Source organism: Roseovarius sp. (assembly GCF_965277045.1).
In the GTDB taxonomy this organism is placed as follows: domain Bacteria; phylum Pseudomonadota; class Alphaproteobacteria; order Rhodobacterales; family Rhodobacteraceae; genus Roseovarius.
In genome coordinates, this window is the sequence record NZ_OZ255712.1 from 2,254,371 (window position 1) to 2,279,221 (window position 24,851).

The following is a 24,851-nucleotide window of genomic DNA, read 5'->3' on the forward strand; positions in this document are numbered from 1 at the left end:
CTTACACCTCGTCCGGGAAATGTTTCATCGTCAGGCGAATGGGGTTGGGCGCAGCCTGGCCCAGGCCGCAGATCGAGGCGTCGACCATGGTCTGGCTCAGCTCCTCCAACAGCGACTGATCCCATTTGTCCGCCTGCATCAGCTTCACGGCCTTTTCGCAGCCCACGCGGCAGGGCGTGCACTGGCCACAGCTTTCGTCCTCGAAGAACTTCAGCATGTTGATGGCAGCTTCCTTGGCGCTGTCCTTGTCCGACAGAACCACGACTGCAGCCGACCCGATGAACGACCCGTGCGGCTGCAACATGTCGAAATCGAGCGGCACATCGTCCATATGCGCGGGCAAAAGGCCCGAGGACGGACCGCCCGGCTGATAGGCTTTCAGAGTGTGGCCGTCCAGCATCCCGCCAGCGGCCTCGATGATGTCGAGAATGGTGGAGCCGGCCGGCAGCAGGTGCACGCCCGGGTTCTTGACCCGGCCCGATACCGAGTAGGAACGCAGGCCCTTGCGGTCGTTCTTTTCCACGCTCGACAGGATCTCGCCGCCCTCGCGCAGAACGCGGGTCACCCAGTACAGTGTCTCGACGTTGTTCACCAGCGTCGGCTTGTTGTAGACGCCGACCTGCGCCACGAAAGGCGGGCGGTGACGCGGCAACCCGCGCTTGCCCTCGATCGATTCGATCATCGCGCTTTCTTCGCCGCAGATATAGGCCCCCGCGCCGCGGCGCAGTTCGATATAACCTTGCTCGACGATTCCCGCGTCTTCCAGCGCCTTGATCTCCTTGGCGAGGATCTTCAGCACAGCGGGATATTCGTCGCGCATGTAGATGAAACAGGTCTTCGCCTCGACCGCCCAGGCGGCGATCAGCATGCCCTCTAGAAACAGATGCGGCGTCCGCTCAAGGTAATAGCGGTCCTTGAACGTACCCGGCTCGCCCTCGTCCCCGTTGACGGCCAAGTAGCGCGGCCCGGCCTCTGCCCGCACGAAACCCCATTTCTTGCCCGACGGGAAACCGGCCCCGCCAAGGCCGCGCAGGCCGGAATCCAGCAATGTCTGCTGAATGGTCTCGAAGTCGCCACCCTTGCGGATTTCCGCCAGCTTCTCGTAGCCACCCTCGGCCCGGTAGGCCGCGAAATCCTCGTAATCGGGCACATGCGTGTGGGTGTCGTCCGCTGCAATCGCCGCCTCGACCTTCTCCACCGTCGCGTTGTCGATGTGATTATGGCCCAGTTCCAGCACCGGCGCGGTATCGCAGCGCCCCATGCAGGGCGCGCGCAGCACGCGCACCTGGCTGGGGTCCATGCCATCCTCCAGCGCGGTCTTCAACTGTTGCGCTCCGGCCAGTTCGCAGGACAGCGAATCGCACACCCGAATGGTCAGCGCGGGCGGCGGAACCTCGCCTTCCTTGACAACGTCGAAATGCGCATAAAACGTTGCAACTTCATAGACTTCGGCCTGCGAGATGCGCATTTCCTCGGCCAAGGCGCGAAGATGCGCAGCTGACAGATGGCCGAACTTGTCCTGGATCAGGTGCAGGTATTCGATCAGCAGGTCACGCCGTCTCGGGGCGTCGCCCAGAAGGTCGCGAACCTCTTCCCACGCCTGATCCTCGAGCTGCCGGCCTTTGGGCGTACGCCGCCCCTTGCCTTTGCCCGATTTCCAGACGCCGCTGCGATCATCAAGTGCCATGTGGACCCTCCCGTTGCTGGGAGCACACTAAGGCATACCATTTCCAATCAAAATTCGTATGATTCAAATCCACGATAAGCGGGCCTTATCGCAGCACCTCTTTCAGCGCCTGCACCGTGCGCAGCGCCGGGCCACGATCCGCCGTCACGAGGCTGAGGGATTTGTGCACTTCGGGCTCCACCAGCGGCAGGATGCGCACCGACCTCGGCGCGCCGGTATTCTCGACCAGCACCTTCGGCACCACCGTTGCCGCCGCGCCCTGGATCGCCATCACCACGCCCGCCGTCAGGCCCGACAATTCCGCCACCACGCGCGGCCGCGTGCCCACATCCTGGAACACGGTGTCGATGATATGCCGGTTCTGCATTCCCGGCTCCAACAGGCAAAGCGGCAGCGCCCCCGCCTCTTTCCAGGTGATCTCGGTCTTGTCGTCATCCACCATCTGCGCCGGCACCAGCAGCACGTATTCCTCGTCGTCGATCGGCATCACGCTCAGGAAACTGTGAATGGCACTCTCGGAGTTGGCGCTGTCGGTATAGGTAATCCCGGCATCGTAGGTGCCGGCCTCCAACCCGTGCAGAATGGCCAACGAGTTCATCGTCTTGACCCGCACGGTGATCCCCGGATTGGCCTCGCGCAGACGGATCACCGTCTTGGCCGCAAGCGCCGTCGCAGTCGGGATCACCGCCAGCGACAGGACACCTGTCACGTCGCCCGGCTCGGCGCTGAACTCGGTCTCCAGCCGCTTCACATCCTCGAGGATCTGAAGCGCATGGCGCACGATGCTCTCGCCGTCGGGCGTCAACCCCTGAAAGCGGTTGCCCCTATGCACGATCTTGGTCTCGAGGTGCTCTTCCAGCTTGGCAATCCGCATGGAAAATGCGGGTTGCGACACGCCGCATTCCTCGGCGGCGCGGGCAAAATGTTTCTGCCGCGCCAGCGCGGTCAGAAATTGCAGATCTTTGAGGTCAAGCACGCGCGCTCCATCTTCGGCAGCCAGTCGTGCCGCGTTAAATCAAGCCCCGCGCCGGATGTCTATTCAAACCGGCACGTTGCCGGATCACACCGGGCTGCCCACCTGCCCGAAGATCTGCGCCGCGTGTTTCGCCAGGTAAATGCGCAGCCAGGGCGTATAGATGTCCGGCATGCTTTGCGCCCACTCGGCCAGTTCGTCCAGATCGACCCAGGCCGTGTCGATCACTTCATCCGGGTTCGGATGCACGGCGATACGCTCCGGCACCGTCGCCACGAAGACATCGACCAATTCATGTTCCACGAGGCCGCCGCCGACATCGGCGCGGTATTCGATCTGGTCGCGGTAGTCCAGCGCCAGGCCCTCGATGCCCAATTCCTCGTTCAGCCGCCGCACCGCGCAGGCCTCGGGGTCTTCGCCCCAGTTCGGATGGGTGCAGCAGGTATTCGCCCACAGGCCCGGCGTGTGGTACTTGCTGAAAGCGCGCCGCTGGATCAGCACGTCGTTGCCGCAAAGAACGAAGACGGACACGGCCTTGTGCCGCAGTCCACGCTCGTGCGCCTCCAGCTTTTCGACAGCCACCAGGTCGCCACCGATCCATGTCGGGATCATGACGCTCATGTATAGCCCGCCGGCACCAGGCGCGTCAGGTGCGCCAGGTTCTTCAACCCGATCTTGAGGTGGGCCATGGGGCGGGCCTTGACCAGTTTCTTGTTCATGTACGCCTCGAAGGTCAGACGCTGCACGTCGATGTCATGGCACAGCGACACGAACCGCTCGCGCCGCTCGTCCGACTTGTAATAGGCATTCTGCATCGAGGCCAGCACCCGGAACACCGTCTTGTGCTCTTTCATGAAAAGCTGCCGCGCCAGCCGCAGGTCCTTGACCCGCCCCGAGGCCAGGGTCGCCGCCGCTGCCGTGGCCGCAACGCGCCCGCCCGCCATGGCATAGTAGATCCCCTCTCCGGAACTGGGCGCCACCACACCCGCCGCGTCGCCGGCCAGAACAACGTCTTTGCCGTTGTCCCAGCGGTCGAGCGGTTTCAGCGGGATCGGCGCGCCTTCCTTGCGGATCGTCTCGCACTCGGCCAGCCCACTGGCGATACGCAGGTCTGCGGTGGCCTGCTTCACGTCCACCTCCTTGACCAGCGATCCCATGCCGACGCTGGCCGATTTGCCGTGCGGAAAGACCCAGCCGTAGAAATCGGGGCTGATCCGACCGTCATAGATCACGTCGCAGCGGGCCGGATCGTATTCGCCGACCTTTCCGGGGGCCGCGATGATCTCGTGATACGCGATCACATAGGGGATACGGTCGCCGCCCTCGACCTCGTCCCGCGCCACGTTCGACCGCGCGCCATCCGCGCCGATCACCAATTTGCAGGGAAGTTCATGCTCATCTCCGCTGACCTTTTCGCGATAGATGACCTTTACCTGCCCGTTTTCGCGCTCGATCCGCCTGTAGGTTCCGGTGGCCCGCACCGCGCCCGCGGCCTCGGCCCGGACGCGCAGGAACTCGTCGAAATCCTCGCGGTCCACCATGCCGACAAATCCGTTCTCGATGGGGATATCCACCTTGCGTCCGGTCGGAGAGATCATCCGCGCCGTGGTGATCTTGGCCACCAGCAGATCCTCGGGAATGTCGAAATCCGCAATCAGGCGCGGCGGAATCGCCCCGCCACACGGCTTGATGCGCCCCGCCCTGTCAAGCAGCGCCACCTTGTGCCCGGACCGCGCCAGATCCTCGGCCGCCGTGGCCCCGCTCGGGCCGCCTCCTACCACCACAACGTCATACATCGCTCATTCTCCCGGTTGCAGCAGCGGCGCGTAAGGCCGGTGCAGGATGCGCACCGCGACCAGCGCGGCGGCCAAGAAAAGCACGGCCTCGAGACCGAAGACGGCGGCATAGGCCGCGCCGTCGCTCATGAAGCTCCGCGCCACGTCAAGGGTGCCCGTGGCGATCAGCCCGGCCAGACCGGCGGCCACCGCTTGGGCCGCGCCAAAGACGCCCATACGGGTGCCGGTCGCACCTTCCTGCGCTGCGGCAAGACGCATCATCGACCCGATGGCGCCAACGACGAACAGACCGTTGCCCAGCCCCAGGATGACCGTGAACGGCACCAGCGCCGCACCCGCGCCAAGGCCCATCAGGCCCACCGCAGAGACCACGCAGCCGGTGACAGCCCATGTCCGCAAGCTGCCCAGCCTGAACGTCGAAAACGCTCCGGCCATCAGCATCCCCAATAGCGCAGCACCGTCCTTGCCACCCGACAGCTTGGTCGATTCGTCCGGTGTCAGCCCGTGGATATGGCCTGCAAAAGGCTCCAGCACCAATTCACTAAGGTAGAAGGCCAGGATCGACAGGAACACGAACCCGGTAAAGGCCTTCGCCGCCGGGTCGGCCCAGGTCGCTCTCAACGCGGGACCCAAGGTCGGCTCCTGCGGCGCAGGGACGGATCCCAGCCGTCTTTCGACGCCCCAGGTCGCGATCAACGCCGCCACGAAACAGGCCGCAGCCACGACCGGCACAACCATCATCAGGCGCTCCGGGCTGTAGGGTTTCAGCGCGATGCCCGCACCCACCGATGCCGCAATCGCCCCGGCGATCAGCATCAGCCAGGCGAACGTGGCGGCCGCGCCCTTCTTTTCATCCGGCGCGGCTGTCGCCAGCAGCGCCAGGAAGGACGTCCCCGCCGCCCCGATACCGAAGCCGATCAGCGCATAGGATATGATCCAGACCGCAATCGCCACCTGCGTGCTCGGCGCAAAGGCGATTCCCCAAGCCGTCAGCACCAGACCCGCGCCCACGACAAGCGTGCCGCCCAGGATGAATGGCGTCCGCCCGCCCCTGGCATCCGAGCGATGGCCCCAGACCGGCCGTGACAATTGAACGGCGTAATGCAACGCCACCAGGAACCCCGGCAGCAAGGCGGGCAAGGCCAGTTCCACCGTCATAAGGCGGTTGAACAGGTTGACCGGAAGCGCGGCCATCCCGCCAATCGCGGCATTGGCCAGGCACAATCGCGCGATACCGCCCCATCCCAGGGTCATACCAGCCCCCTCAGGGCGAACGCCGCCACCATCATTCCGCTGACATAGAGCGTGACGCCCGTGCCGTTGTACCAGGGCGCCCGGCCCTTGGGGTCAGACAGAAGCACCCGCATCGCCCAGACCTGCAAGGCCAACAACGCGGCGATGGCAGCCGCGTGCCACACCTGCCCCCAGCCCGCCAGCAGCGCGATCACAGCGACCTGCGGCACGGCCATGATCCAGCAGGCCACCCGCGCCGCGCGCGCCGGCCCCAGCGTGACCGGCAGCGACTTCACGCCAGTCTGACGATCGCCCTCCAATGCCTTGAAATCGTTGAGTGTCATTATGCCGTGTGCCCCGATGGCGTAAAGCAGCGCCAGCAACACGATCTGCCATGCCGGCGCGCCGGATGACAAAACGGCCGCCCCCGTGAACCAAGGCAGTCCTTCGTAGCACAGCCCGACGAGACCCGGCCCCCACCAGCCCGATTTCTTCAGCCGGACAGGCTCGGCCGAGTAGGCCCAGGCCGCCAGGACCCCAAACACCGTCGCGGCAAACCCCCAGGGCCCCAGTGTCGCCCCCAGGGCCAATGCCGCAGCGCTCATGACCAGCGCGATCCACAGCCCCCACCGCCCGGGAATCCGGCCCGAGGGGATCGGGCGATACGGCTCGTTGATGGCATCGACATGCCGGTCGCACCAGTCGTTGGCCGCCTGGCTCATGCCGCAGACCACCGGCCCTGCAAGCACCATGCCGATCAGCACCAGCCAAGGCGCAGAAAGGACGGGCACGCCGCTGGAGACCACACCGCAAAGATACGCCCAGACCGGCGGGAACCACGTGATCGGCTTGATCAGGGTCAGGATGGCGCGCGCTTCGGGCCAGCGTCGCGGCGCGCGTATGTCAAGCGAGACACTCATAGTGTCAAGTATGGTTTACATATCGGATTCGGGAAAGGTCTTTTTTGGCGCTAAGAACGATGGGAAGATGAAATCCCGTCAGACCGGGTGTGCCAAAAGCTTCGTCAAAGCTTTTTCGCGCCTACTCGTCACTATTCGAGTTGATCAATCCGTGCTTGCGCAGCTTGACGTAAAGGCTCTGCCGCGACAGACCCAGCATTTCGGCCGCGGCGACGCGGTTGTTTCCGGTCAGTTGCACCGCTGTCTCGATACACAGCTTCTCGATCACGTCCGACGTGGCCGAAACAAGCTCTTTCAGCGACGCCGTACCGACCAGGTCCATGACGTTCTTCATGGCCTCCTCGCTGACAACGCTGCCGAATTCCGTCTCGCCGGCCTCATTCATGGCAGTGTTGCGCAGGATAAAACCGAAACCGAAATCTCCAGAGGGATTGCGTAGCCGCGCCACCGATACGTCCACGTGCGCCCGGGTCCCCACAAGGCTGGCAACCTGTGTGGAATAATTGCGCAACCGCCCCTGCTTGGTCGCCGTTTCCAGCATGAGCTTCGTATCGACTGCCCCACGCACAAGGAAGTCCGAAACGTTGGCATCGCGTACATCCCGCAGCTGTGCTGCATCGGCCATGGTCAGGAACGCCTCGTTCGCATCGCGGATCACGCCCTTCCCGTCCGTGATCACGATCGCATCGCTGGTGGCGGCGTAGAGAGCCCCCATGACAACGCCGGATTCAGCTGTCGTCCCCGCCTTGCCGTCTGCCGACCGTAGGTGGCACAGGATGAACAGGTCGCCCGCCGCGCGGAAGAACTCCGGATGAAGCGTCACGTCGCGTTCATTGCGACGGGCCACAAGGTTGATGCCCCGCACCTCGCGTGATCCCGCCGCGGCGCGCATCGCCTCGATCAGCTCTTCCCGGCGGCGTCCATCGAACGCCTGCGCCAGCGACGATCCGCTCAGCGTTTCGGGATTGGCCCCCAAGAGCATGGCTGCGGCGCCGTTGAGGTCGCGAATCCGGCCTTTTTCCGGTTCCACCAGAATCAGCGGCGTCTCGGACGCCTGCAGGACCACATTGTAGAATGTCTGCTCCCCGCGCAGCCGCTGCTGATCCCGTTCGCGCGCGGTCTGTTCCGAGACAAGACGCTGCTGCACCTCGGCAATAGGCTGCATGTCTCGTCCCAGCAACAGCAGCCCGCCGCTTCTGTAAACCCTGTGCAGCGTGTAGCGGATGGGGAATTCCCAGGTCGCGTTATCGACGTGGTTCAACTCCAGCGCCCTCGGTGTCATGTCGGGATCGGCCTGCATGGCCGCCACGCGCAAATCGAACTTTTCCTTGCTTTCGAACGTCAGGAAATTCTTGAACGGCCGTCCAACCCAATGATCGAGGCACCCCAGGGACGGACAGTCCGGGTTGACCGAAATGCCTGCAACCTCGCCATCGTCGGATACGTAGACGGCCATGTCACCGGCCTGCTCGACGATGTTCTGCACCTCTGTTGGGTCGGGCAAGGCTCCCGCACGCAGTCTCTCAGACTTCCGACTCTCTCGGGTCACCAGACCACTCCACCATTCCCCAAATCAAGGAGCATCAGATCGCGCCGCTGAAAGGCACTGCCTCTGCTGCACTTGACAGCCCACATTTCTCGATCACTTCACGTGCATTGCGAACCGCATGATCCGCGCCCGTTCTTGAAACGGCCTTCGGATCTACCTCGACAGCTCGCCCCCCGATCACGATAGGTGGTACATAATCAGCATTTGAACGCAGGTAGTCTATGAGTTCAGTGGTTTTTTCAACCGAATTCCGCGTCGCGATCGAAATTCCGATCATCGCAAAGCGGCGGGTGCCCGAAAGTGCGGCCAATTCCTCTTTCGTCAGGCCGATCGCCATGTGCACCCAAAGGCCGTGCCTGCGCAGGTTATCCGCGGCCACGAAGGCCCCAAGCGCGTGCTGTTCGAACTGCGGCACGACCATCAGGGCCGATTGCCCAAGGGGAATGCTACGGTCGCTCCAACGCCCCGGTACGTCGGCCTGGTGTTCGCGAAACAGGCTCTGCAGCCGCGAGGCGCCGACAGTGACGTCGACAAAACTTGCCCGATCACTGACCCAGAGCTCACCAAGAAATGCCGAGGCCGCGGGAATGTAAGACTGGAAGACCTCTTCGGTGCTGACACCGCTCGCGACAAGCGAGGCCATGACCGCACGGTAACTGCTGCTCGAGTCGGACATCAGCGCTTCGCACAGCCTCTCGACCCATTGCTCCCGCGTCCGCGGTTCGGCGCGCTCCTTGTTCGATATGACGGTGCGCAGAGCCGACTCCACCAAGAACCGAATGGCCGGCTGCTGGGATTTTGAAAGGCCGTGGCCCTTTCTGTCAGCAGAGTCTTCCACGCGCATCTCCCCCGCGTTTGGCAACATGAGTACGTCGCGGTAACGCCGACTCCCAGGTTGACCCTCCCACTGTGCGCCTGCGCGTGTGCAATGTCAATTTTTCCTGACATGCACGCTTAGGAAGATAACTCAACCCACTGTTTTCAGTGTGTTTGTTTCGCATCTGATATATTCCGATGACGTGCGAACCGCTTGAAAAACAGGGCTCACCGACTCGTCGCAATGGCTATTTTTGTCGACACAACCTAACGCCCCAATGTGTAAATTTTAGTTGACACTTCTGCGCGCCAGACCCTAGCATCACCCTAGGACCTCATGGCCCAGGAGGGGGAGCCCATGTCGCTGCCAGCGCCACCAAAAGCGAACCAGGGCCTGCTCTACACACCCGAGCAGCGCGCCCGCCGCGACTCCAGCATCTGGACGCTTGTGCAAGGCATTCTTGCGCCCGCCCAGTTCCTGGTTTTCCTGGTCTCTCTCGGCCTTGTCCTCAGATACCTGTCGACCGGCGAGGGATACGCTTTGGCCACATGGTCGATCCTGATCAAGACAGGATTTCTCTACCTGATCATGGTCACAGGGGCGATCTGGGAAAAAGTCGTTTTCGGTCAATACCTTTTCGCCGAATCCTTCTTCTGGGAAGACGTGTTCAGCTTCGCGGTCATTGCCCTTCACACGGCCTATATCTGGGCACTTTTCACGGCCTACCTGCCGCCCCAGGGGCTGATGTTGCTCGCCCTTGCGGCCTACGCCGCATACGCCATCAACGCCACCCAGTTCGTACTCAAATTACGTGCCGCGCGACTGCAATCTGCAGTCCTGTCAGAGGTGCCGGCATGACCGACGACTCCACGCCTCTTCCGGCCACCGGATGCCGCGACGCCCCGGTCCTGAAACAGCGCGGCCAGCACGAGGTCTTCTGCGGCCTGACGGGAATCATCTGGTTGCACCGCAAGATGCAGGATGCCTTCTTCCTGGTCGTCGGCTCCCGCACCTGCGCGCACCTGCTGCAATCCGCCGCCGGCGTGATGATCTTTGCGGAACCGCGCTTCGGCACCGCGATTCTCGAGGAAACCGACCTGGCCGGCCTGGCCGATGCGCAAGTCGAGCTTGAGCGCGAGGTCGCCCGCCTTCTGGAACGCCGCAAGGACATCCGCCAGCTCTTCCTCGTGGGCTCCTGCCCGTCCGAGGTGATCAAGCTGGACCTTGCTCGCGCGGCAGAAAAGCTGTCGCTGCAACACGCCCCCCATGTGCGGGTGCTGAACTACTCGGGCTCCGGCATCGAGACCACCTTCACCGAGGGCGAGGATGCCTGCCTCGCCTCGATGGTCCCGGTCCTGGCCGACACCGACGACCGCCAGCTTCTCGTGGTGGGCGCACTGCCCGACGTGGTCGAGGACCAGATGCTCGACCTTCTGTCCAAAATGGGCATCGACAACGTGAAAGTGCTGCCAGCGCGTCGCGCCGACAGCACTCTCGCGGTTGGTCCCAACACCTCTTTCATCCTCACCCAGCCTTTCCTTGGCGGCACCCTCGCCGCACTTGGAGAGCGCGGGGCGCGTCACATTCCTGCGCCTTTCCCGTTCGGCGAAGAAGGCACCACCGCGTGGCTTCGCGCCGTGGCAATGGAGTTCGGTGTCGACATCACCCTGTTCGACACTGTAACACACGCGCCCCGCGCACGGGCCAAAAAAGCGATCTCGCAGGCGGCGGAGAAACTGGCCGGCAAGTCCGTCTTCTTTTTCCCCGACAGCCAGCTCGAGATCCCGCTGGCCCGGTTTCTCACCCGTGAATGCGGGATGACCGCCATCGAAGTCGGTGCACCTTACATCCACAAAGGCGTTGTCGGCCCAGATCTCGACCTGCTGGAAGAAGGCCCGACGCTGTCCGAAGGGCAGGATGTCGAGATGCAACTCGACCGCTGCCGCGCGGCGCAACCCGACCTGACGGTCTGCGGCCTTGGCCTCGCCAACCCGTTGGAAGCGGAAGGTCTGGCCACCAAGTGGGCCATCGAACTGGTCTTTACCCCGGTGCATTTCTACGAACAGGCCGGTGACCTTGCCGGTCTCTTCTCGCGCCCCCTCAACCGCCGCGCCAAGCTGCGGCTGGAGGCGGCGGAATGAAGCTGTCGGTCTGGACATACGAAGGCCCGCCGCATGTCGGCGCATTGCGCGTCGCCACCGCGATGAAGGGCCTGCACTACGTCCTGCACGCGCCGCAAGGCGATACCTATGCCGACCTTCTCTTCACCATGATCGAGCGGCGCAACCATCGCCCGCCTGTCACTTATACGACATTTCAGGCCCGCGATCTGGGCGCAGACACGGCAAACCTTTTCAAAACCGCGGCTCAGGCCGCCTATGACCGTTTCAAACCGCAGGCGATGATCGTCGGCGCCTCCTGCACCGCGGAACTCATCCAGGACGACCCCGGCGGCATGGCCGAACAGATGGGCCTGCCTTGCCCGGTCATTGCGCTGGAACTCCCGAGTTACCAGCGCAAGGAAAACTTCGGCGCTGATGAAACGCTGTTCCAGCTGGTGCGCCACCTCGCCCGCCCGATGGAGCGCACGGGCCATGTGACAGCCAACCTGATCGGCCCAACCGCGCTTGGCTTTCGCCATCGCGACGACATAACCGAGGTGACCGCCCTGCTCGAGGACATGGGCATCTCGGTCAATGTCTGCGCACCGTTCAACGCGACGCCCGAGGACCTCACCCTGCTGGGGGCCGCGCATTTCAACGTACTGATGTACCCTGAAACCGGCGAGGCCGCCTGCCGCTGGATGGAACGTGAACTGAACCAGCCGTTCACCAAGACCGTCCCTATCGGCGTCGGCGCCACCCGCGATTTCATCGCCGAGGTGGCCGAAATCACGGGGCACGAGCCATATCTCGACGACAGCCGCCTGCGCCTCCCGTGGTACTCCGCCTCGGTCGATTCCACCTACCTCACCGGCAAGCGCGTGTTCCTTTTTGGCGACGGCACGCATGTCGCCGCCGCCGCCCGCGTCGCGCGTGACGAGATGGGGTTCGAGGTGGTGGGCCTTGGCTGCTTCAACCGCGAAATGGCCCGCCCGATCCGCGCTCTGGCACGCGACTACGGCGTCGAGGCGCTGATCACCGACGACTATCTCGACGTCGAACAGCGCATCGAGGAACTGGCGCCAGAGATGATCCTCGGAACGCAGATGGAACGCCATATCGGCAAGCGCCTCGGCATCCCCTGCGCCGTCATCTCCGCCCCCGTCCACGTTCAGGATTTCCCGGCCCGTTACAGCCCGCAAATGGGTATCGAGGGCGCGAACGTCATCTTCGACACCTGGGTGCACCCGCTCGTCATGGGGCTGGAAGAGCACCTGCTGCACATGTTCCGCGACGATTTCGAATTCCACGACGACGCGGGCGCCAGCCACCATGGGCACAAGGCCAAACCCGCGACGCAGCCTGAAAAGGCTGAGGAGCCGCAGCCCGCCAATGACAACACCTCCATCACCTGGCTCGCCGACGCCGAGAAGGAGCTGAAGAAGATTCCCTTCTTCGTGCGCGGCAAGGCCCGCCGCAATACCGAGACCTTCGCCGCCGAGCGCGGCGTCACGCAAATCAGCCTCGACACGCTTTACGAGGCAAAGGCCCATTATGCGCGATGACGCCATGATAACCCGGCCTTACAAGGTCGTAATTCTGACGCTGGACAGCCACGCCGCAGGGCCGTGCGAACGCGCGGCACTCAATCTCGGCATGGACTTCCCGGGGCTGGAGCTCAAGGTCCACGCAGCCGCCGAATGGGGCGAAAGCGACGCCGCGCTGGCCGCCGCCCGCGCCGACATCGCCTCGGGCGACATTCTCATCGCCAACCTTCTCTTCCTCGAAGACCACATCAACGCGATTCTGCCCGACCTCAAGTCGCGGCGCGAGGATTGCGATGCGCTGGCCGGCATCATCGCGGACGCCAAGATCGTGCGCCTGACCCACATGGGCACGCTCGACATGCAGGCGCCCGAATCCGGCACCCGCAAGCTGATGAAAAAGCTGCGCGGCCAGACCAAGCAGAATGTCGACAGCGGCGCCAAGAAGATGAAGATGCTGCGCCGCCTGCCGCGCATCCTCAAGCTCATCCCCGGCAAAGCGCAGGACCTGCGCGCCTGGTTCCTGGTGATGCAGTACTGGCTGGGTGCGTCGGACGAGAACGTCGAGGGGCTGATCCGCTTCCTGATCTCGCGCTACTGCCGTCACGACGACTGGCGCGGCGCGCGCGTGGCCCTGCCGGTGGAATACCCCGATACCGGGCTGTATCACCCCGACCTGCCCAACCGCATCACCACCGATCCCGCCGACCTGCCCGGCCACATCCCCGGCGCGCCCACCGTGGGCCTTCTGATGATGCGCTCCTACGTGCTGTCGGGCGACACAGCCCATTATGACGGCGTCATCCGCACACTTCATGGCCGCGGCCTCAACGTGTTGCCCGCCTTCGCCGGCGGTCTCGACGGGCGCCCGGCCATCGACGCCTTCTTCCGCACCGAGCGTGGCCCCAAGATCGACGCGCTGGTGTCCCTCACCGGCTTCAGCCTCGTCGGCGGCCCGGCCTATAACGACAACGACGCGGCCATTTCCGTGCTCAAGGACCTCGATCTTCCCTACATCGCCGCCCACCCGCTGGAATTCCAGACGCTGGGCCAATGGGCCGCCTCGCCCCAGGGCCTCGGCCCGATCGAGACCACGATGCTGATCGCCCTGCCGGAACTCGACGGCGCGACCTGCCCCACCGTTTTCGCCGGCCGCCACGGCCCCGAAGGCTGCGACGGATGCCGTCACAAATGCCGCGCCGCGCCCGATGCCAAGTCCATGGCTCCCTGCCCCGAGCGCATCGACAGCCTGGTCGAGAAGACCGAACGCCTGATCCGCCTGCGCCGCCGCAAGCTGGCCGAAAAGAAAGTCGCCATCGTCCTCTTCGGCTTCCCGCCCAACGCGGGCGCCGTGGGTACCGCCGCCTATCTGTCCGTATTCGAGAGCCTGCACAACACCATGCGGGAAATGCAGGCCCAGGGCTACAACGTCGAGGTACCCGAAACCGTAGACGCCCTGCGCGCCGCCGTCCTGCAAGGCAACGCCGCCCAATACGGGCAAGAGGCCAATGTCGCCGCCCATGTCAGCGCCGACAGCATCGTGGCAAACACGCCCCACCTCTCCGAGATCGAAGAGGTTTGGGGCCCCGCCCCCGGCAAGGTGCAATCCGACGGGCGCGGCGTCTTCGTGCTGGGTCAGGACTTCGGCAACGTCTTCGTCGGCGTCCAGCCTGCCTTCGGCTACGAAGGCGATCCGATGCGCTTGCTGTTCGAGCGCGGCTTCGCACCCACCCATGCCTTCGTGCAATTCTACCAATGGCTGCGCAACACCTACCAGGCCGACGCGATCCTTCATTTCGGAATGCACGGCGCGCTGGAATTCATGCCCGGCAAGCAGGCGGGTGTCGGCGCCCGCGACTGGCCCGACCGCCTCATTGGCGAGATGCCCAACATCTATCTTTACGCCGCCAACAACCCGTCCGAGGCCAGCCTCGCCAAGCGCCGCTCCGGCGCCGTCACCATTTCGCACCTCACCCCGCCCCTGGCCACCGCCGGTCTCTACAAAGGCCTGGCCGAGCTGAAAGACAGCCTGACCCGCTGGCGCGCCACGCGCCCCGGTGCGTCTGAGCGCGCCGATCTGGAATCCCTCATCGCCGAACAGGCCGAGGCGGTGGATCTGGGCGACACCGACCCTGAAACGCTCTGGCTGAAACTGCTGGAAACCGAGGATGCGCTGATCCCCGAAGGGCTGCACGTCGTGGGCCGGCCTATGTCCGACACGGCTCGCGCCGAGTATCTCGACCTCATGGCCGACGCCGATGCCGAGACCCGCGCCACCGCCGACAAACACCTGAAGCAAAGCACCGAGATCCCAGCCATCCTCCATGCACTTGCTGGCGGCTACACCGCGCCGGTGCATGGCGGCGACCTCATCCGTTCGCCCGATATCCTGCCCACGGGCCGCAACATCCATGCGTTCGATCCGTTCCGCATGCCGTCGGAATTCGCCTGCCGCGAAGGGACGGCACAGGCGCAACTTCTGCTGGACACCCACAAGACCCTGCCGCGCACCGTGGCGATCGTCCTCTGGGGCTCCGACAACATCAAATCCGACGGCTCGCAACTGGCGCAGGCGCTGGCGCTCATGGGCGCCAAGCCCCGCTTCGACAGTTTCGGCCGCCTCTGCGGGGCGGACCTGATCCCACTTGCGGAACTGGGCCGTCCACGCATCGACGTCATCATGACCCTCTCGGGCATCTTCCGCGACCTTCTGCCTTTGCAGACCAAGCTGCTGGCCGAGGCCGCGCTCAAGGCCGCGCAGGCAGATGAGCCGGTCGAACAGAATTTCATCCGCGCCCACGCGCTGGCCTATGCGGAAAAGATTGGCTGCGACCTGCAAACCGCCGCCCTGCGCGTCTTTTCCAATGCCGAGGGCGCCTATGGCTCGAACGTCAACATGATGGTCGACAGCTCGGCCTTCGATGACGAGGACGAGCTGGCCGACGCGTATCTGTCGCGCAAGTCCTTCGCCTACGGCGTCGACGGCAAAGCGGCGGCCAACGACAAGCTGCTGCAAACCGCGCTTGGCGACGTCGAACTGGCCTACCAGAACCTCGAGTCCGTCGAACTGGGCGTCACCACGGTCGACCACTATTTCGACACGTTGGGTGGCATCTCCCGCGCGGTCAAACGTGCCCGCGGCGGAGAAGAGGCCGCGATCTACATCTCCGACACCACCCGCGGCGCGGGCAAGGTACGCACGCTGGCCGATCAGGTCTCGCTGGAGTCCCGCTCGCGGGCCCTGAACCCCAAGTTCCACGAGGCGCTCCTGCAACACGGTGCCGAAGGTGTCCGCCAGATCGAAAGCGCCTTCACCAACACGATGGGCTGGTCTGCCACCACCGGACAGGTCGAACCGTGGGTCTACCAGCGCCTCAGCGAGACCTTCATCCTCGACGCGGACATGCGCCAGCGGTTGGCGGATCTCAACCCGACAGCGTCCTCGCGCATGGCCAACCGCCTGCTCGAAGCCCACGACCGCTCCTATTGGCAGCCCGATGAGGACACCCTCTCGGCCCTGCGCAACGCCGCCGACTCTCTCGAAGATCACCTCGAAGGAGTCGCAGCAGAATGACACGTAACCCCGAAAGGACAGGCGACACATGAGCCCTCGCGACGACATTCCGGCCCTCAGGGGCCAAGACGGCGAAGGATCGGTTCAGGTTCACCAGGACCCATCGATGAAGATCGAAGGGGCCAAGGTCTTTTCCGTCTACGGCAAGGGCGGGATCGGCAAGTCCACCACGTCCTCGAACCTGTCGGCGGCCTTCGCCAAGATGGGCAAGCGCGTGCTTCAGATCGGCTGCGACCCCAAGCATGACAGCACCTTCACCCTGACCGGCCGCTTGCAGCCCACGGTGATCGACATCCTGAAAGAGGTCGATTTCCACCCCGAAGAACTGCGCCCGGAGGATTTCGTGGCCGATGGCTGGGGCGGCGTCAAATGCGTCGAGGCAGGCGGTCCGCCCGCCGGCACCGGCTGCGGCGGCTATGTCGTGGGCCAGACCGTCAAGCTGCTGAAACAGCACCACATGCTGGAAGACACCGACGTGGTGATCTTCGACGTGCTGGGTGACGTGGTCTGCGGCGGCTTTGCAGCCCCCCTGCAACACGCCGACCGCGCGGTGATCGTCACCGCAAATGACTTCGACAGCATCTACGCCATGAACCGCATAATCGCCGCGGTGCAGGCCAAGTCGGCTAACTACAAGGTCCGGCTGGCAGGCTGCGTCGCCAACCGCTCGCGCGAGACCAACGAGGTCGACCGCTATTGCGAAAAGGTCGGCTTCAACCGAATCGCGCACATGCCCGACTACGACGCCATCCGCCGCTCGCGCCTGAAGAAGAAGACGCTCTTCGAGATGCCCGACGAAGAAGACATCGTCATGGCTCGCAAGGAATATGTCCAACTGGCCGAAACCCTATGGCGCGGAACCGAACCGTTGGCCCCCGCCCCGATGGAAGATCGGGACATCTTCGAACTGCTTGGATTCGATTGATGAGCTATGACCGCACATTGACCCGGGTCGAAACCTATTTCGACAAGACCGCCACCCGCACGTGGGAGGCGCTGACCAGTGACGCGCCGGTCTCCAAGATCCGGGAAACCGTGCGGCGCGGGCGGGACGCGATGCGCGAACAGATGCTGTCGCGCCTGCCCAACGACTTGCGCGGCGCGCGCGTCCTCGATGCTGGCTGCGGCACCGGGGCGATGACCACCGAACTTGCCGCGCGCGGTGCCGAGGTGGTCGCGGTCGATATCTCGCCCTCGCTTGTGGCGATCGCACAGCGCCGCCTTCCCGAAACGCTTTCGCACCGCGTGGACTTCCGCGCCGGCGATATGCTGGACGAAAGCCTGGGCCGGTTCGACCACGTGCTGGCGATGGACAGCCTGATCTACTACCGCGACGCCGATATCTCCCGGTCGCTGGCGACGCTCATGGCGCGCACCTCGGGGCGGATCGTGTTCACCGTCGCCCCGCGCACGCCGCTCCTGATGACCATGTGGTACGCGGGTAAGCTTTTCCCGCGCTCCGACCGCTCGCCCACCATGATCCCGCACAGCCCCGCGCGCCTGTCGCGCGCCTATGCGCACGCCGATGGCACCGGCACCCTGGCCCCGCTTCAGCGCGTGACCTCGGGCTTCTACATTTCCCACGCGATGGAGGTCACACAGTGAGCCGCCCCTCGCCCCTCAAGCATCTTAGCCTGCGCGCTCTGCCCTTCGCGGACGCGGCCAGCGAGGGCTTGCCCATGGGCGAACTGCTGCGCCTGTCGCTCTTTCAGGTGTCGGTCGGTATGGCCACGGTCCTGCTGCTCGGCACACTCAACCGCGTGATGATCGTCGAACTGTCGGTCCCGGCCACGATCGTCGCCGTGATGATCGCCCTGCCCGTCCTGATCGCCCCTTTCCGCACGCTTCTGGGCTTCCGCTCGGACACCTACCGCAGCGCCATCGGCTGGAAGCGCGTGCCCTACCTCTGGTTCGGCTCGCTCTGGCAAATGGGCGGGTTGGCGGTCATGCCCTTCGCCCTGCTGGTGCTGTCGGGCAATACCGTCCACGACGTGCCCTTCGCGGGCGAGGTGCTGGCGGCGCTGGCCTTCCTGATGACCGGACTTGGCCTGCACATGACCCAAACCGCCGGTCTGGCACTCGCCACCGACCGCGCCGACGAGAAAACCCGCCCGCGCGTCGTGGCCCTGCTTTACGTGATGTTTCTGCTGGGCATGGGCGTCTCGGCCATCGTCATCGGCTGGCTGCTGCGCGACTTCAGCGAACTGGCGTTGATCCGCGTGGTGCAGGGCGCGGCGCTTGCTGGCATCGTACTCAACCTCATCGCCCTGTGGAAGCAGGAAAAAATGGCGCCGATGACCAAGGCGGAACGCGCCGCCCCCCGCCCCCGGTTTTCTGAGGCCTGGGCCGACCTGATGGCGGGCGGTCAGGCCGGGCGGCTTCTGGCGGTGGTCTTTATCGGCACCATGGCCTTCAACATGCAGGACGTGCTGCTGGAGCCCTATGGCGGCGAGATCCTGGGCCTCTCGGTGTCGTCCACCACGCTTCTGACCGCGCTCTGGGCAGCTGGCGCACTCGCAGGCTTCGTCTGGACCGGGCGCTCATTGGCGCAGGGGCGCAACGCGCACCGTCTAGCGGCCCTCGGCGTGCTGATCGGCATCGCGGCCTTCGCCGTCGTCGTCTTCGCCGCACCGATGAACTCGACCGCGCTCTTCTTTGCCGGGGCCTGCCTCATTGGGCTGGGCGGCGGCGTCTTCGCCGTCTCGACCCTTACGGCGGCCATGACCATGACCACCCACGGCAAGGCCGGCCACGGCCTGGCGCTCGGCGCCTGGGGGGCCGCGCAGGCAACGGCGGCGGGGCTCGCCATCGCCTTCGGCGGCGGCATCCGCGACGCGGTCAATGCCGCGGCCACGTCCGGCGCCTGGGGCGACGTGCTGAACACGCCCGCCACCGGCTACACCTTCGTCTACCACACCGAAATCGCCCTTCTCTTCGTCACGCTCGCCGTGATCGGGCCGCTGGTGCGCAACCCGCGCGCCGCGTCCCACCCCACCCCATCGGAGGCGGCCCGCATCGGCCTGGCCGACTTCCCGACATGATGTGCCGATCCATGGAAAGGATATCCCATGAGTAACGCTTTCTTCGCCAATTTCGATCTTGCCAGTCTATCGATCTGGCTCTTCTGGATCTTCTTCGCCGGACTGATCGTCTACATTCAGCGCGAGAACATGCGCGAGGGCTACCCGCTCGAGGATGATGACGGCAACCTGTCCGCCAACCAGGGGCCCTTCCCGATCCCCGGCGACAAGACCTTCATCCTGCCCCATGGCCGGGGCGAGCTGACCGTGCCGTCGGGCCAACGCCCCGACCGCCAGAACGTGGCGCTGCAAAAGACCGCTGCGGGCAACGGTTTCCCGTTCGAACCCACGGGCGATCCGTTGGCAGATGGTGTCGGCCCGGCCTCCTGGGCCAACCGCGAGGACGTGCCGGAACTGGACGGTCACGGCCACCCCAAGATCGTGCCGATGTCGGCCAACGAACACTTCCACGTCGCCGCGGGCCGTGACCCGCGCGGGCTGCCCGTCGTGGCCGGCGACGGCGAGGTCGTGGGCATGATTACCGACCTCTGGGTCGACGAGCCTGAACAACTGGTGCGCTACCTCGAGATCGAACTCGACGCCGCGCACGGCGCGGGCAAGCGGCTGGTGCCGATGACCCTGACCCGGATCAAGAGCAACCACGTCAAGGTGCTCAAGATCTACGGCAAGCACTTCGCCGGCGTGCCGAAACATGCCTCGCCGAACCAGGTGACCAAGCTCGAGGAAGACAAGATCTCGGCCTATTACGGCGGCGGCACGATCTATGCCGACGACGCCCGCCTCAACCCCAAGCTGGGCTGAACCGGGAAGAAGACGGACGGAGGAGATGACGATGCCCCATGACGACTTTCACGTGGAACCGGTGCCCGGCCTGCCCGAACGCCCGCCCGAAGGCGAGCAGATCCTGTGGCAGGGCCGGCCCAACTGGTGGGCGCTGACGGTGCAATCGCTCAACCTCTACTGGGTGGCGGGGTATTTCGTCCTCCTCTTCGCCTGGCGCTTCGTCACGCTCTTCGACCAGGTGGGGATGGCCCATGCGTTCCGGGTGTCCTTCCCGTTCCTGATCATCGGCGCCGTGGCCGCGGCGCTGCTGTTGTTGATCGGCTACGTCCAGGCCCGCGCCACCGTGTACACCATCACCAACCGGCGCGTGGCGATGCGCGTCGGCGCGGCGCTGACCGTCACGCTCAACCTGCCCTTCAGCCGCATCGCCAGCGCGGACCTGGCGCTGCGCCGCTCGGGCAACGGCACCATCGCGCTCGACCTGATGGACCCGCCGCCGCTCAGCTACCTGACCTGCTGGCCGCACGTCCGGCCCTGGCACGTGCGCAAGCCTCAGCCCGCGCTGCGGTCCATAGACGACGCGGCCCGCATCGCCCGCCTCATCGCCGACACGGCCGAAGCGCAGCTGAACGCACCCAAGCTGGCCCGCACACCGACCGCCGCCGAAACCACCGGCGCGGACGACATCGCCCCCGGCGCCGTACCGGCGGAATGAAAAGGACCTGACACGACATGGCCCAGACCGACCATATCCACGCAACCGACCGCGACGGTCACGACAAGGAGCTTGTCCCCCGCGTGCTGGTCTTCGCGGTCTGCACTTTCGTGCTGATCGTGCTGGCGCTGGTCAGTTGGTCGCGCCTGTCGGGCCAGCCGGTCACCTACACCGCGCCCACCGGCGCCATTACCCACGAACGCACTTTCAACCTGTCGGGCGACATGTCCGGCAGCGCCACCGTGACCGAACTCGACGGCACGCTCATCGCCGACCTGAACCCGAAAGAGGGCGGGTTCATCTCGGGCGTCTGGAGGGTGATCCAGCGCGAGCGCACCAAACACCGCGTGGCCCTGACGGGCCCGCTGACACTCGTCCGCTACGACAACGGACGCATCGCGATCCATGACCCGTCCACGGGCTGGAGTGCCGACCTCATGGGGTTCGGCATCGACAACGCCAAGGCCTTTGCAAGGCTTCTGGCACAATAGCAAAAGGAGACGCCAAAATGGGATGGCTGACCAAAGACATAGAAAGGGCGCCCTGCACGGTCGAAGTATCGCATTGCTTTGACTCCCTGCACGCGCATGTGCGGTTCAACAACGGGGCGGTGATCCACCCCGGCGACGAGGTAAAGGTCCAAGGGCCCGAGATCATGGCGCCGTTCGGCGAAGTGGTCTGCGAGGACCGCGAGGCCACCATCGTTCGCGCCAGCAAACTGGAACAGCTCTGGACACGCCTCACGGGTGATTTCGAGGTGATGGAGCTGTGCGAGTTTTCCTTCTCCGAGGAGGTCACGCTATGAACGCCCACACCGGAAAACACACCGCCGACGCCACCACAGTTGAAGAGGGGCTCGCGATCGCCGAAGCGCAGGATCGCCAGTACAACGATGAAATGGCGACCGAAACGGCGATGGCCAACACGCTGCTCACGCCGCGGTTCTACACCACCGATTTCGACGAACTCGACGCCATCGACGTCAGCCCGGTGCGCGCCGACTGGGACAAGCTTATCGACCAGATGGAGGCCGACCCCAACAAGGGCCACTTCAAGAAGAACGAGGACTGGGACCATGTCGACTGGGAAGGGATGGACCCCGCCCTGAAGAAGGAATTCATCGACTTCCTGATTTCCTCCTGCACCGCCGAGTTCTCGGGCTGCGTGCTCTACAAGGAGATGAAGCGCCGCGGCAACAACAAAGACATCACGCAGCTCTTTCAGCTTATGGCGCGTGACGAGGCCCGGCACGCCGGCTTCATCAACGACGCCCTGCGCGAGGCCGGGCTGCGAGTGAACCTCGGCTTCCTCACCCAGAAGAAGAAATACACCTACTTCCGGCCCAAGTTCATCTACTACGCCACCTATCTTTCGGAAAAGATCGGCTACGCGCGGTACATCACCATCTACCGCCATCTCGAGGCCAACCCCGAGCATCGCTTTCACCCGATCTTCAAGTGGTTCCGCGAATGGTGCAACGACGAGTTCAGCCATGGCGAGGCCTTCGCCCTGTTGATGAAGACCGACCCAAAGCTGACCTCCGGCAAGAACGTCTACTGGATCAAGTTTTTCCTGACCGCCGTTTACGCCACGATGTATGTCCGCGACCACCAGCGCCCGGCCTTCCACAAGGCGCTTGGCGTCGATCCCGACTGGTACGCGCATGAGGTCTTCACCAAAACTTCCGCGCTGACCAAGCAGATTTTCCCGATCACGCTGGATATCGAAAGCCCGAAATGGCAGCCCCTGCTGGAAAAGCTGCAAAAGGCCAATGTCGATCTCGACACCGCGCGCAAAGAGGGCGGGCCGATGGGCTTTGTCAAGCGACTGTCGGCACAGGCCCGCGCGGGTACTGCCTTCGTACGGCTGATGCTGATCCCGTCGAAGTCGCACAAGGTGCCGGAAAACGTGCGGCTGGAGCCGGCCTACTGATGGCCGGCGGCCGCCATATCGCACGCCCCGCCCCGGACTTGATCCGGGGCCTCATGGCGTCAGAGGTCCCGGGTCAGGCCCGGGACGGGGATGCCCGATGCTGACCTCGCCTTGGATCGCGGCGCTCATGGCGCTTTTTCTCTGGTGGTTCTCCACCGGGGCGATCCTGATGGTGGTGCGCCATGCCGACCGTGCGGGCGGAAACGCCCGCATGATCTGTTTGCTGTTCTCCCTGCCCTTGCTGGCCCTGGGCCTGTGGGGCTTCCATGCAACCTTGGCGATGGACTCGACCCTTGCCGTCTACGGCGCGTTCCTCGCGGCACTGGCGGTCTGGGGCTGGGTGGAACTCACGTTCCTGACAGGCATGATCACCGGACCCAACCTGCGCGCCTGTCCCGCCGGCCTGCCGGAATGGGAGCGCTTCCTCCGCGCCTGGGGGACCGTGGCCTATCACGAAACCCTGCTGACGCTCATCTTTGTCGCGATGTGGCTCTACGCCGCCGGGTCGGTGAACACGGTCGGGCTCTGGACCTTCACGATCCTCTATTTCGCGCGCATCTCGGCCAAGCTGAACCTCTATTTCGGCGTGCCGCGCATCAACACCGAATTCCTGCCCGAGGCGCTTGGCCACCTGGCCAGCCATTTCCGCATCCAGCGGCTCAACTGGGTCTTCCCGATTTCTATTTCCGCGCTGACCTTCGCCGTGGCCTGCTGGCTGGAGCGGCTCTACGCCGCGCAAACCGGCGCCGAGGTGGCAGGCTTCGCCCTGCTTTCGGCCATCACAGGCCTCGCCCTGCTCGAACATTGGCTGATGGTGCTGCCATTGCCCGATGCCAAACTCTGGCGCTGGATGCTTCCCGCGCCCAAAACCCAAAACGACAAAACTGCAAGACCGGAGGGATCCCATGGATTTTGATGCCATGTTCAACGCGCAGCTCGGCGCACTCAAGGAAGAGGGCAACTATCGCATCTTCGCCGAACTCGAACGCCGCTGCGGCGCGTTCCCGAAGGCCCGCAGCCATGACGCCGACACGCCCGACGAGGTCACCGTCTGGTGCTCGAACGACTATCTGGGGATGGGCCAGAATGACCATATCCGCCAGGTGATGAAGGACACGATCGACCAGTGCGGCACCGGCGCGGGCGGTACCCGGAACATTTCAGGCACGAACAAGTATCACGTGGCCCTGGAACGCGAACTGGCCGATCTGCACGGCAAGGACAGCGCATTACTCTTCACCTCGGGCTATGTCTCGAACTGGGCCGCGCTCGGCACGCTGGGCGCCCGCCTGCCGGACGCCGTGATCCTGTCGGACGAGCTCAACCATGCCTCGATGATCGAGGGCATCCGCCACTCCCGCGCGCAAAAGCGCATCTGGAAGCACAACGACCCCGAGGATCTCGATCGCCAGCTGGCCACCCTTCCGGCCAACGCGCCCAAGATCGTGGCCTTCGAGAGCGTCTATTCCATGGACGGCGACATCTGTCCGATGAAGGAGATCGTCGAGGTCGCCGAGAAACACGGCGCCATGACCTATCTCGACGAGGTCCATGCCGTGGGCCTCTACGGCCCGCGCGGCGGCGGTGTCAGCGAACGCGAAGGTCTCGCGCATCGCATCACGCTGATCGAAGGCACCTTGGGCAAGGCCTATGGCTGCATGGGCGGCTACATCACCGGCTCCGCCGCGATGTGCGACTTCGTCCGCAGCTTTTCTTCGGGCTTCATCTTCACCACCGCCCTGCCCCCCGCCGTGGCCGCGGCGGCACAGGCTTCGGTGGCCTATCTCAAGGAGAGCCGCGCCGAGCGGGACGCCCAACGCGACCGCGTCGCCTATCTGCGCGCCCAGCTCGACAGGCGCGGCATCCCGCATATGGACAACCCCAGCCACATCATCCCGGTGATGATCAAGGACCCGGTCAAGTGCCGGATGCTGGCCGACATCCTGATGCAGGACTGGGGCATCTACGTCCAGCCGATCAACTATCCGACGGTCCCCAAGGGCACCGAACGCCTGCGCTTCACCCCCGGTCCGCTGCACAGCTACACCGATATCGACCACCTGGTCGAGGCGCTGGGTGTGCTGTGGAAGCAATGCGCCATCGCCCACGCCGTCGCCTGAACTTCGCCGCGGGCATTCAGCCGGACGGGGAACTTTCGAAGTCACTGGAAGGTTGAACAAATGTC

The 24,851-nt window shown here is 64.5% G+C and carries 22 protein-coding genes; 14 read left to right on the forward strand and 8 right to left on the reverse strand.

Annotated elements, in window-relative coordinates:
- Position 1: 1 nt before the first annotated feature.
- The 8 genes from ACQY4V_RS11380 to ACQY4V_RS11415 all read right to left on the reverse strand — a co-directional run bounded on the left by ACQY4V_RS11380 (position 2) and on the right by ACQY4V_RS11415 (position 9,002).
- Positions 2-1,687, reverse strand: a complete 1,686-nt coding sequence (locus ACQY4V_RS11380) for an NAD(P)H-dependent oxidoreductase subunit E (protein WP_428511753.1) — start codon at positions 1,685-1,687, stop codon at positions 2-4.
- A gap of 85 nt (positions 1,688-1,772) precedes the next feature.
- A complete protein-coding gene (locus ACQY4V_RS11385) occupies positions 1,773-2,663 on the reverse strand; it encodes a LysR family transcriptional regulator (protein WP_222452889.1) in 891 nt (296 codons plus the stop codon).
- Between the two features lie 84 nt (positions 2,664-2,747).
- On the reverse strand, positions 2,748-3,281 hold the full coding sequence (gene idi / locus ACQY4V_RS11390) for an isopentenyl-diphosphate Delta-isomerase (protein WP_428511756.1): 534 nt from the start codon (positions 3,279-3,281) through the stop codon (positions 2,748-2,750).
- On the reverse strand, positions 3,278-4,456 hold the full coding sequence (locus ACQY4V_RS11395) for a geranylgeranyl diphosphate reductase (RefSeq protein WP_428511758.1): 1,179 nt from the start codon (positions 4,454-4,456) through the stop codon (positions 3,278-3,280). Before ACQY4V_RS11395 ends, idi begins: the two co-directional genes overlap by 4 nt.
- A gap of 3 nt (positions 4,457-4,459) precedes the next feature.
- On the reverse strand, positions 4,460-5,710 hold the full coding sequence (locus ACQY4V_RS11400) for a BCD family MFS transporter (RefSeq protein ID WP_428511760.1): 1,251 nt from the start codon (positions 5,708-5,710) through the stop codon (positions 4,460-4,462).
- Positions 5,707-6,609 carry a chlorophyll synthase ChlG gene (gene chlG, locus ACQY4V_RS11405; protein ID WP_428511762.1) on the reverse strand — a complete coding sequence of 301 codons (903 nt, stop codon included), beginning with the start codon at positions 6,607-6,609 and terminating at the stop codon, positions 5,707-5,709. Before chlG ends, ACQY4V_RS11400 begins: the two co-directional genes overlap by 4 nt.
- A 121-nt stretch (positions 6,610-6,730) precedes the next feature.
- Complete coding sequence (gene ppsR, locus ACQY4V_RS11410) at positions 6,731-8,113, reverse strand: transcriptional regulator PpsR (RefSeq protein ID WP_428511764.1); 1,383 nt, start codon at positions 8,111-8,113, stop codon at positions 6,731-6,733.
- Between the two features lie 79 nt (positions 8,114-8,192).
- Entirely contained in the window at positions 8,193-9,002 is an 810-nt protein-coding gene (locus ACQY4V_RS11415; protein WP_428511766.1) for a cobalamin B12-binding domain-containing protein, read from the reverse strand.
- Between the two features lie 330 nt (positions 9,003-9,332).
- On the opposite strand from ACQY4V_RS11415, the gene bchF reads away from it, so the two are divergent.
- The 14 genes from bchF to hemA all read left to right on the forward strand — a co-directional run bounded on the left by bchF (position 9,333) and on the right by hemA (position 24,786).
- Entirely contained in the window at positions 9,333-9,833 is a 501-nt protein-coding gene (bchF, locus tag ACQY4V_RS11420) for a 2-vinyl bacteriochlorophyllide hydratase (protein WP_428511768.1), read from the forward strand.
- Positions 9,830-11,116: a ferredoxin:protochlorophyllide reductase (ATP-dependent) subunit N gene (locus ACQY4V_RS11425; RefSeq protein WP_428511770.1), complete on the forward strand. Its 1,287-nt coding sequence runs from the start codon at positions 9,830-9,832 to the stop codon at positions 11,114-11,116. The genes bchF and ACQY4V_RS11425 overlap by 4 nt, the downstream gene beginning before the upstream one ends.
- Positions 11,113-12,642: a ferredoxin:protochlorophyllide reductase (ATP-dependent) subunit B gene (bchB, locus tag ACQY4V_RS11430; RefSeq protein WP_428511772.1), complete on the forward strand. Its 1,530-nt coding sequence runs from the start codon at positions 11,113-11,115 to the stop codon at positions 12,640-12,642. Before ACQY4V_RS11425 ends, bchB begins: the two co-directional genes overlap by 4 nt.
- A complete protein-coding gene (locus ACQY4V_RS11435) occupies positions 12,632-16,195 on the forward strand; it encodes a magnesium chelatase subunit H (RefSeq protein ID WP_428511774.1) in 3,564 nt (1,187 codons plus the stop codon). Before bchB ends, ACQY4V_RS11435 begins: the two co-directional genes overlap by 11 nt.
- Positions 16,196-16,223: 28 nt before the next feature.
- Positions 16,224-17,120, forward strand: coding sequence for a ferredoxin:protochlorophyllide reductase (ATP-dependent) iron-sulfur ATP-binding protein (gene bchL / locus ACQY4V_RS11440; RefSeq protein ID WP_152493171.1), 897 nt, complete (start codon positions 16,224-16,226; stop codon positions 17,118-17,120).
- A complete protein-coding gene (gene bchM / locus ACQY4V_RS11445; protein ID WP_428511776.1) occupies positions 17,120-17,800 on the forward strand; it encodes a magnesium protoporphyrin IX methyltransferase in 681 nt (226 codons plus the stop codon). Before bchL ends, bchM begins: the two co-directional genes overlap by 1 nt.
- Before the next feature lie 74 nt (positions 17,801-17,874).
- The gene (locus ACQY4V_RS11450) at positions 17,875-19,236 is read left to right on the forward strand and encodes an MFS transporter (protein ID WP_428517230.1); all 1,362 of its coding nucleotides are present in this window, start codon (positions 17,875-17,877) and stop codon (positions 19,234-19,236) included.
- A gap of 27 nt (positions 19,237-19,263) precedes the next feature.
- A complete protein-coding gene (gene puhA, locus ACQY4V_RS11455) occupies positions 19,264-20,037 on the forward strand; it encodes a photosynthetic reaction center subunit H (protein ID WP_222452876.1) in 774 nt (257 codons plus the stop codon).
- 31 nt (positions 20,038-20,068) lie between these two features.
- Entirely contained in the window at positions 20,069-20,734 is a 666-nt protein-coding gene (puhB, locus tag ACQY4V_RS11460; protein ID WP_428511779.1) for a photosynthetic complex putative assembly protein PuhB, read from the forward strand.
- A gap of 17 nt (positions 20,735-20,751) precedes the next feature.
- Positions 20,752-21,225 carry a photosynthetic complex assembly protein PuhC gene (gene puhC, locus ACQY4V_RS11465; RefSeq protein ID WP_428511781.1) on the forward strand — a complete coding sequence of 158 codons (474 nt, stop codon included), beginning with the start codon at positions 20,752-20,754 and terminating at the stop codon, positions 21,223-21,225.
- 17 nt (positions 21,226-21,242) lie between these two features.
- Positions 21,243-21,539 (forward strand): hypothetical protein, encoded by a 297-nt coding sequence (locus ACQY4V_RS11470; protein WP_428511783.1) that lies wholly within the window; start codon positions 21,243-21,245, stop codon positions 21,537-21,539.
- The gene (gene acsF / locus ACQY4V_RS11475; RefSeq protein WP_428511785.1) at positions 21,536-22,666 is read left to right on the forward strand and encodes a magnesium-protoporphyrin IX monomethyl ester (oxidative) cyclase; all 1,131 of its coding nucleotides are present in this window, start codon (positions 21,536-21,538) and stop codon (positions 22,664-22,666) included. The genes ACQY4V_RS11470 and acsF overlap by 4 nt, the downstream gene beginning before the upstream one ends.
- Before the next feature lie 97 nt (positions 22,667-22,763).
- The gene (puhE, locus tag ACQY4V_RS11480; protein WP_428511787.1) at positions 22,764-23,582 is read left to right on the forward strand and encodes a putative photosynthetic complex assembly protein PuhE; all 819 of its coding nucleotides are present in this window, start codon (positions 22,764-22,766) and stop codon (positions 23,580-23,582) included.
- Positions 23,572-24,786, forward strand: a complete 1,215-nt coding sequence (hemA, locus tag ACQY4V_RS11485; protein WP_428511789.1) for a 5-aminolevulinate synthase — start codon at positions 23,572-23,574, stop codon at positions 24,784-24,786. Before puhE ends, hemA begins: the two co-directional genes overlap by 11 nt.
- Positions 24,787-24,851 lie beyond the last annotated feature (65 nt).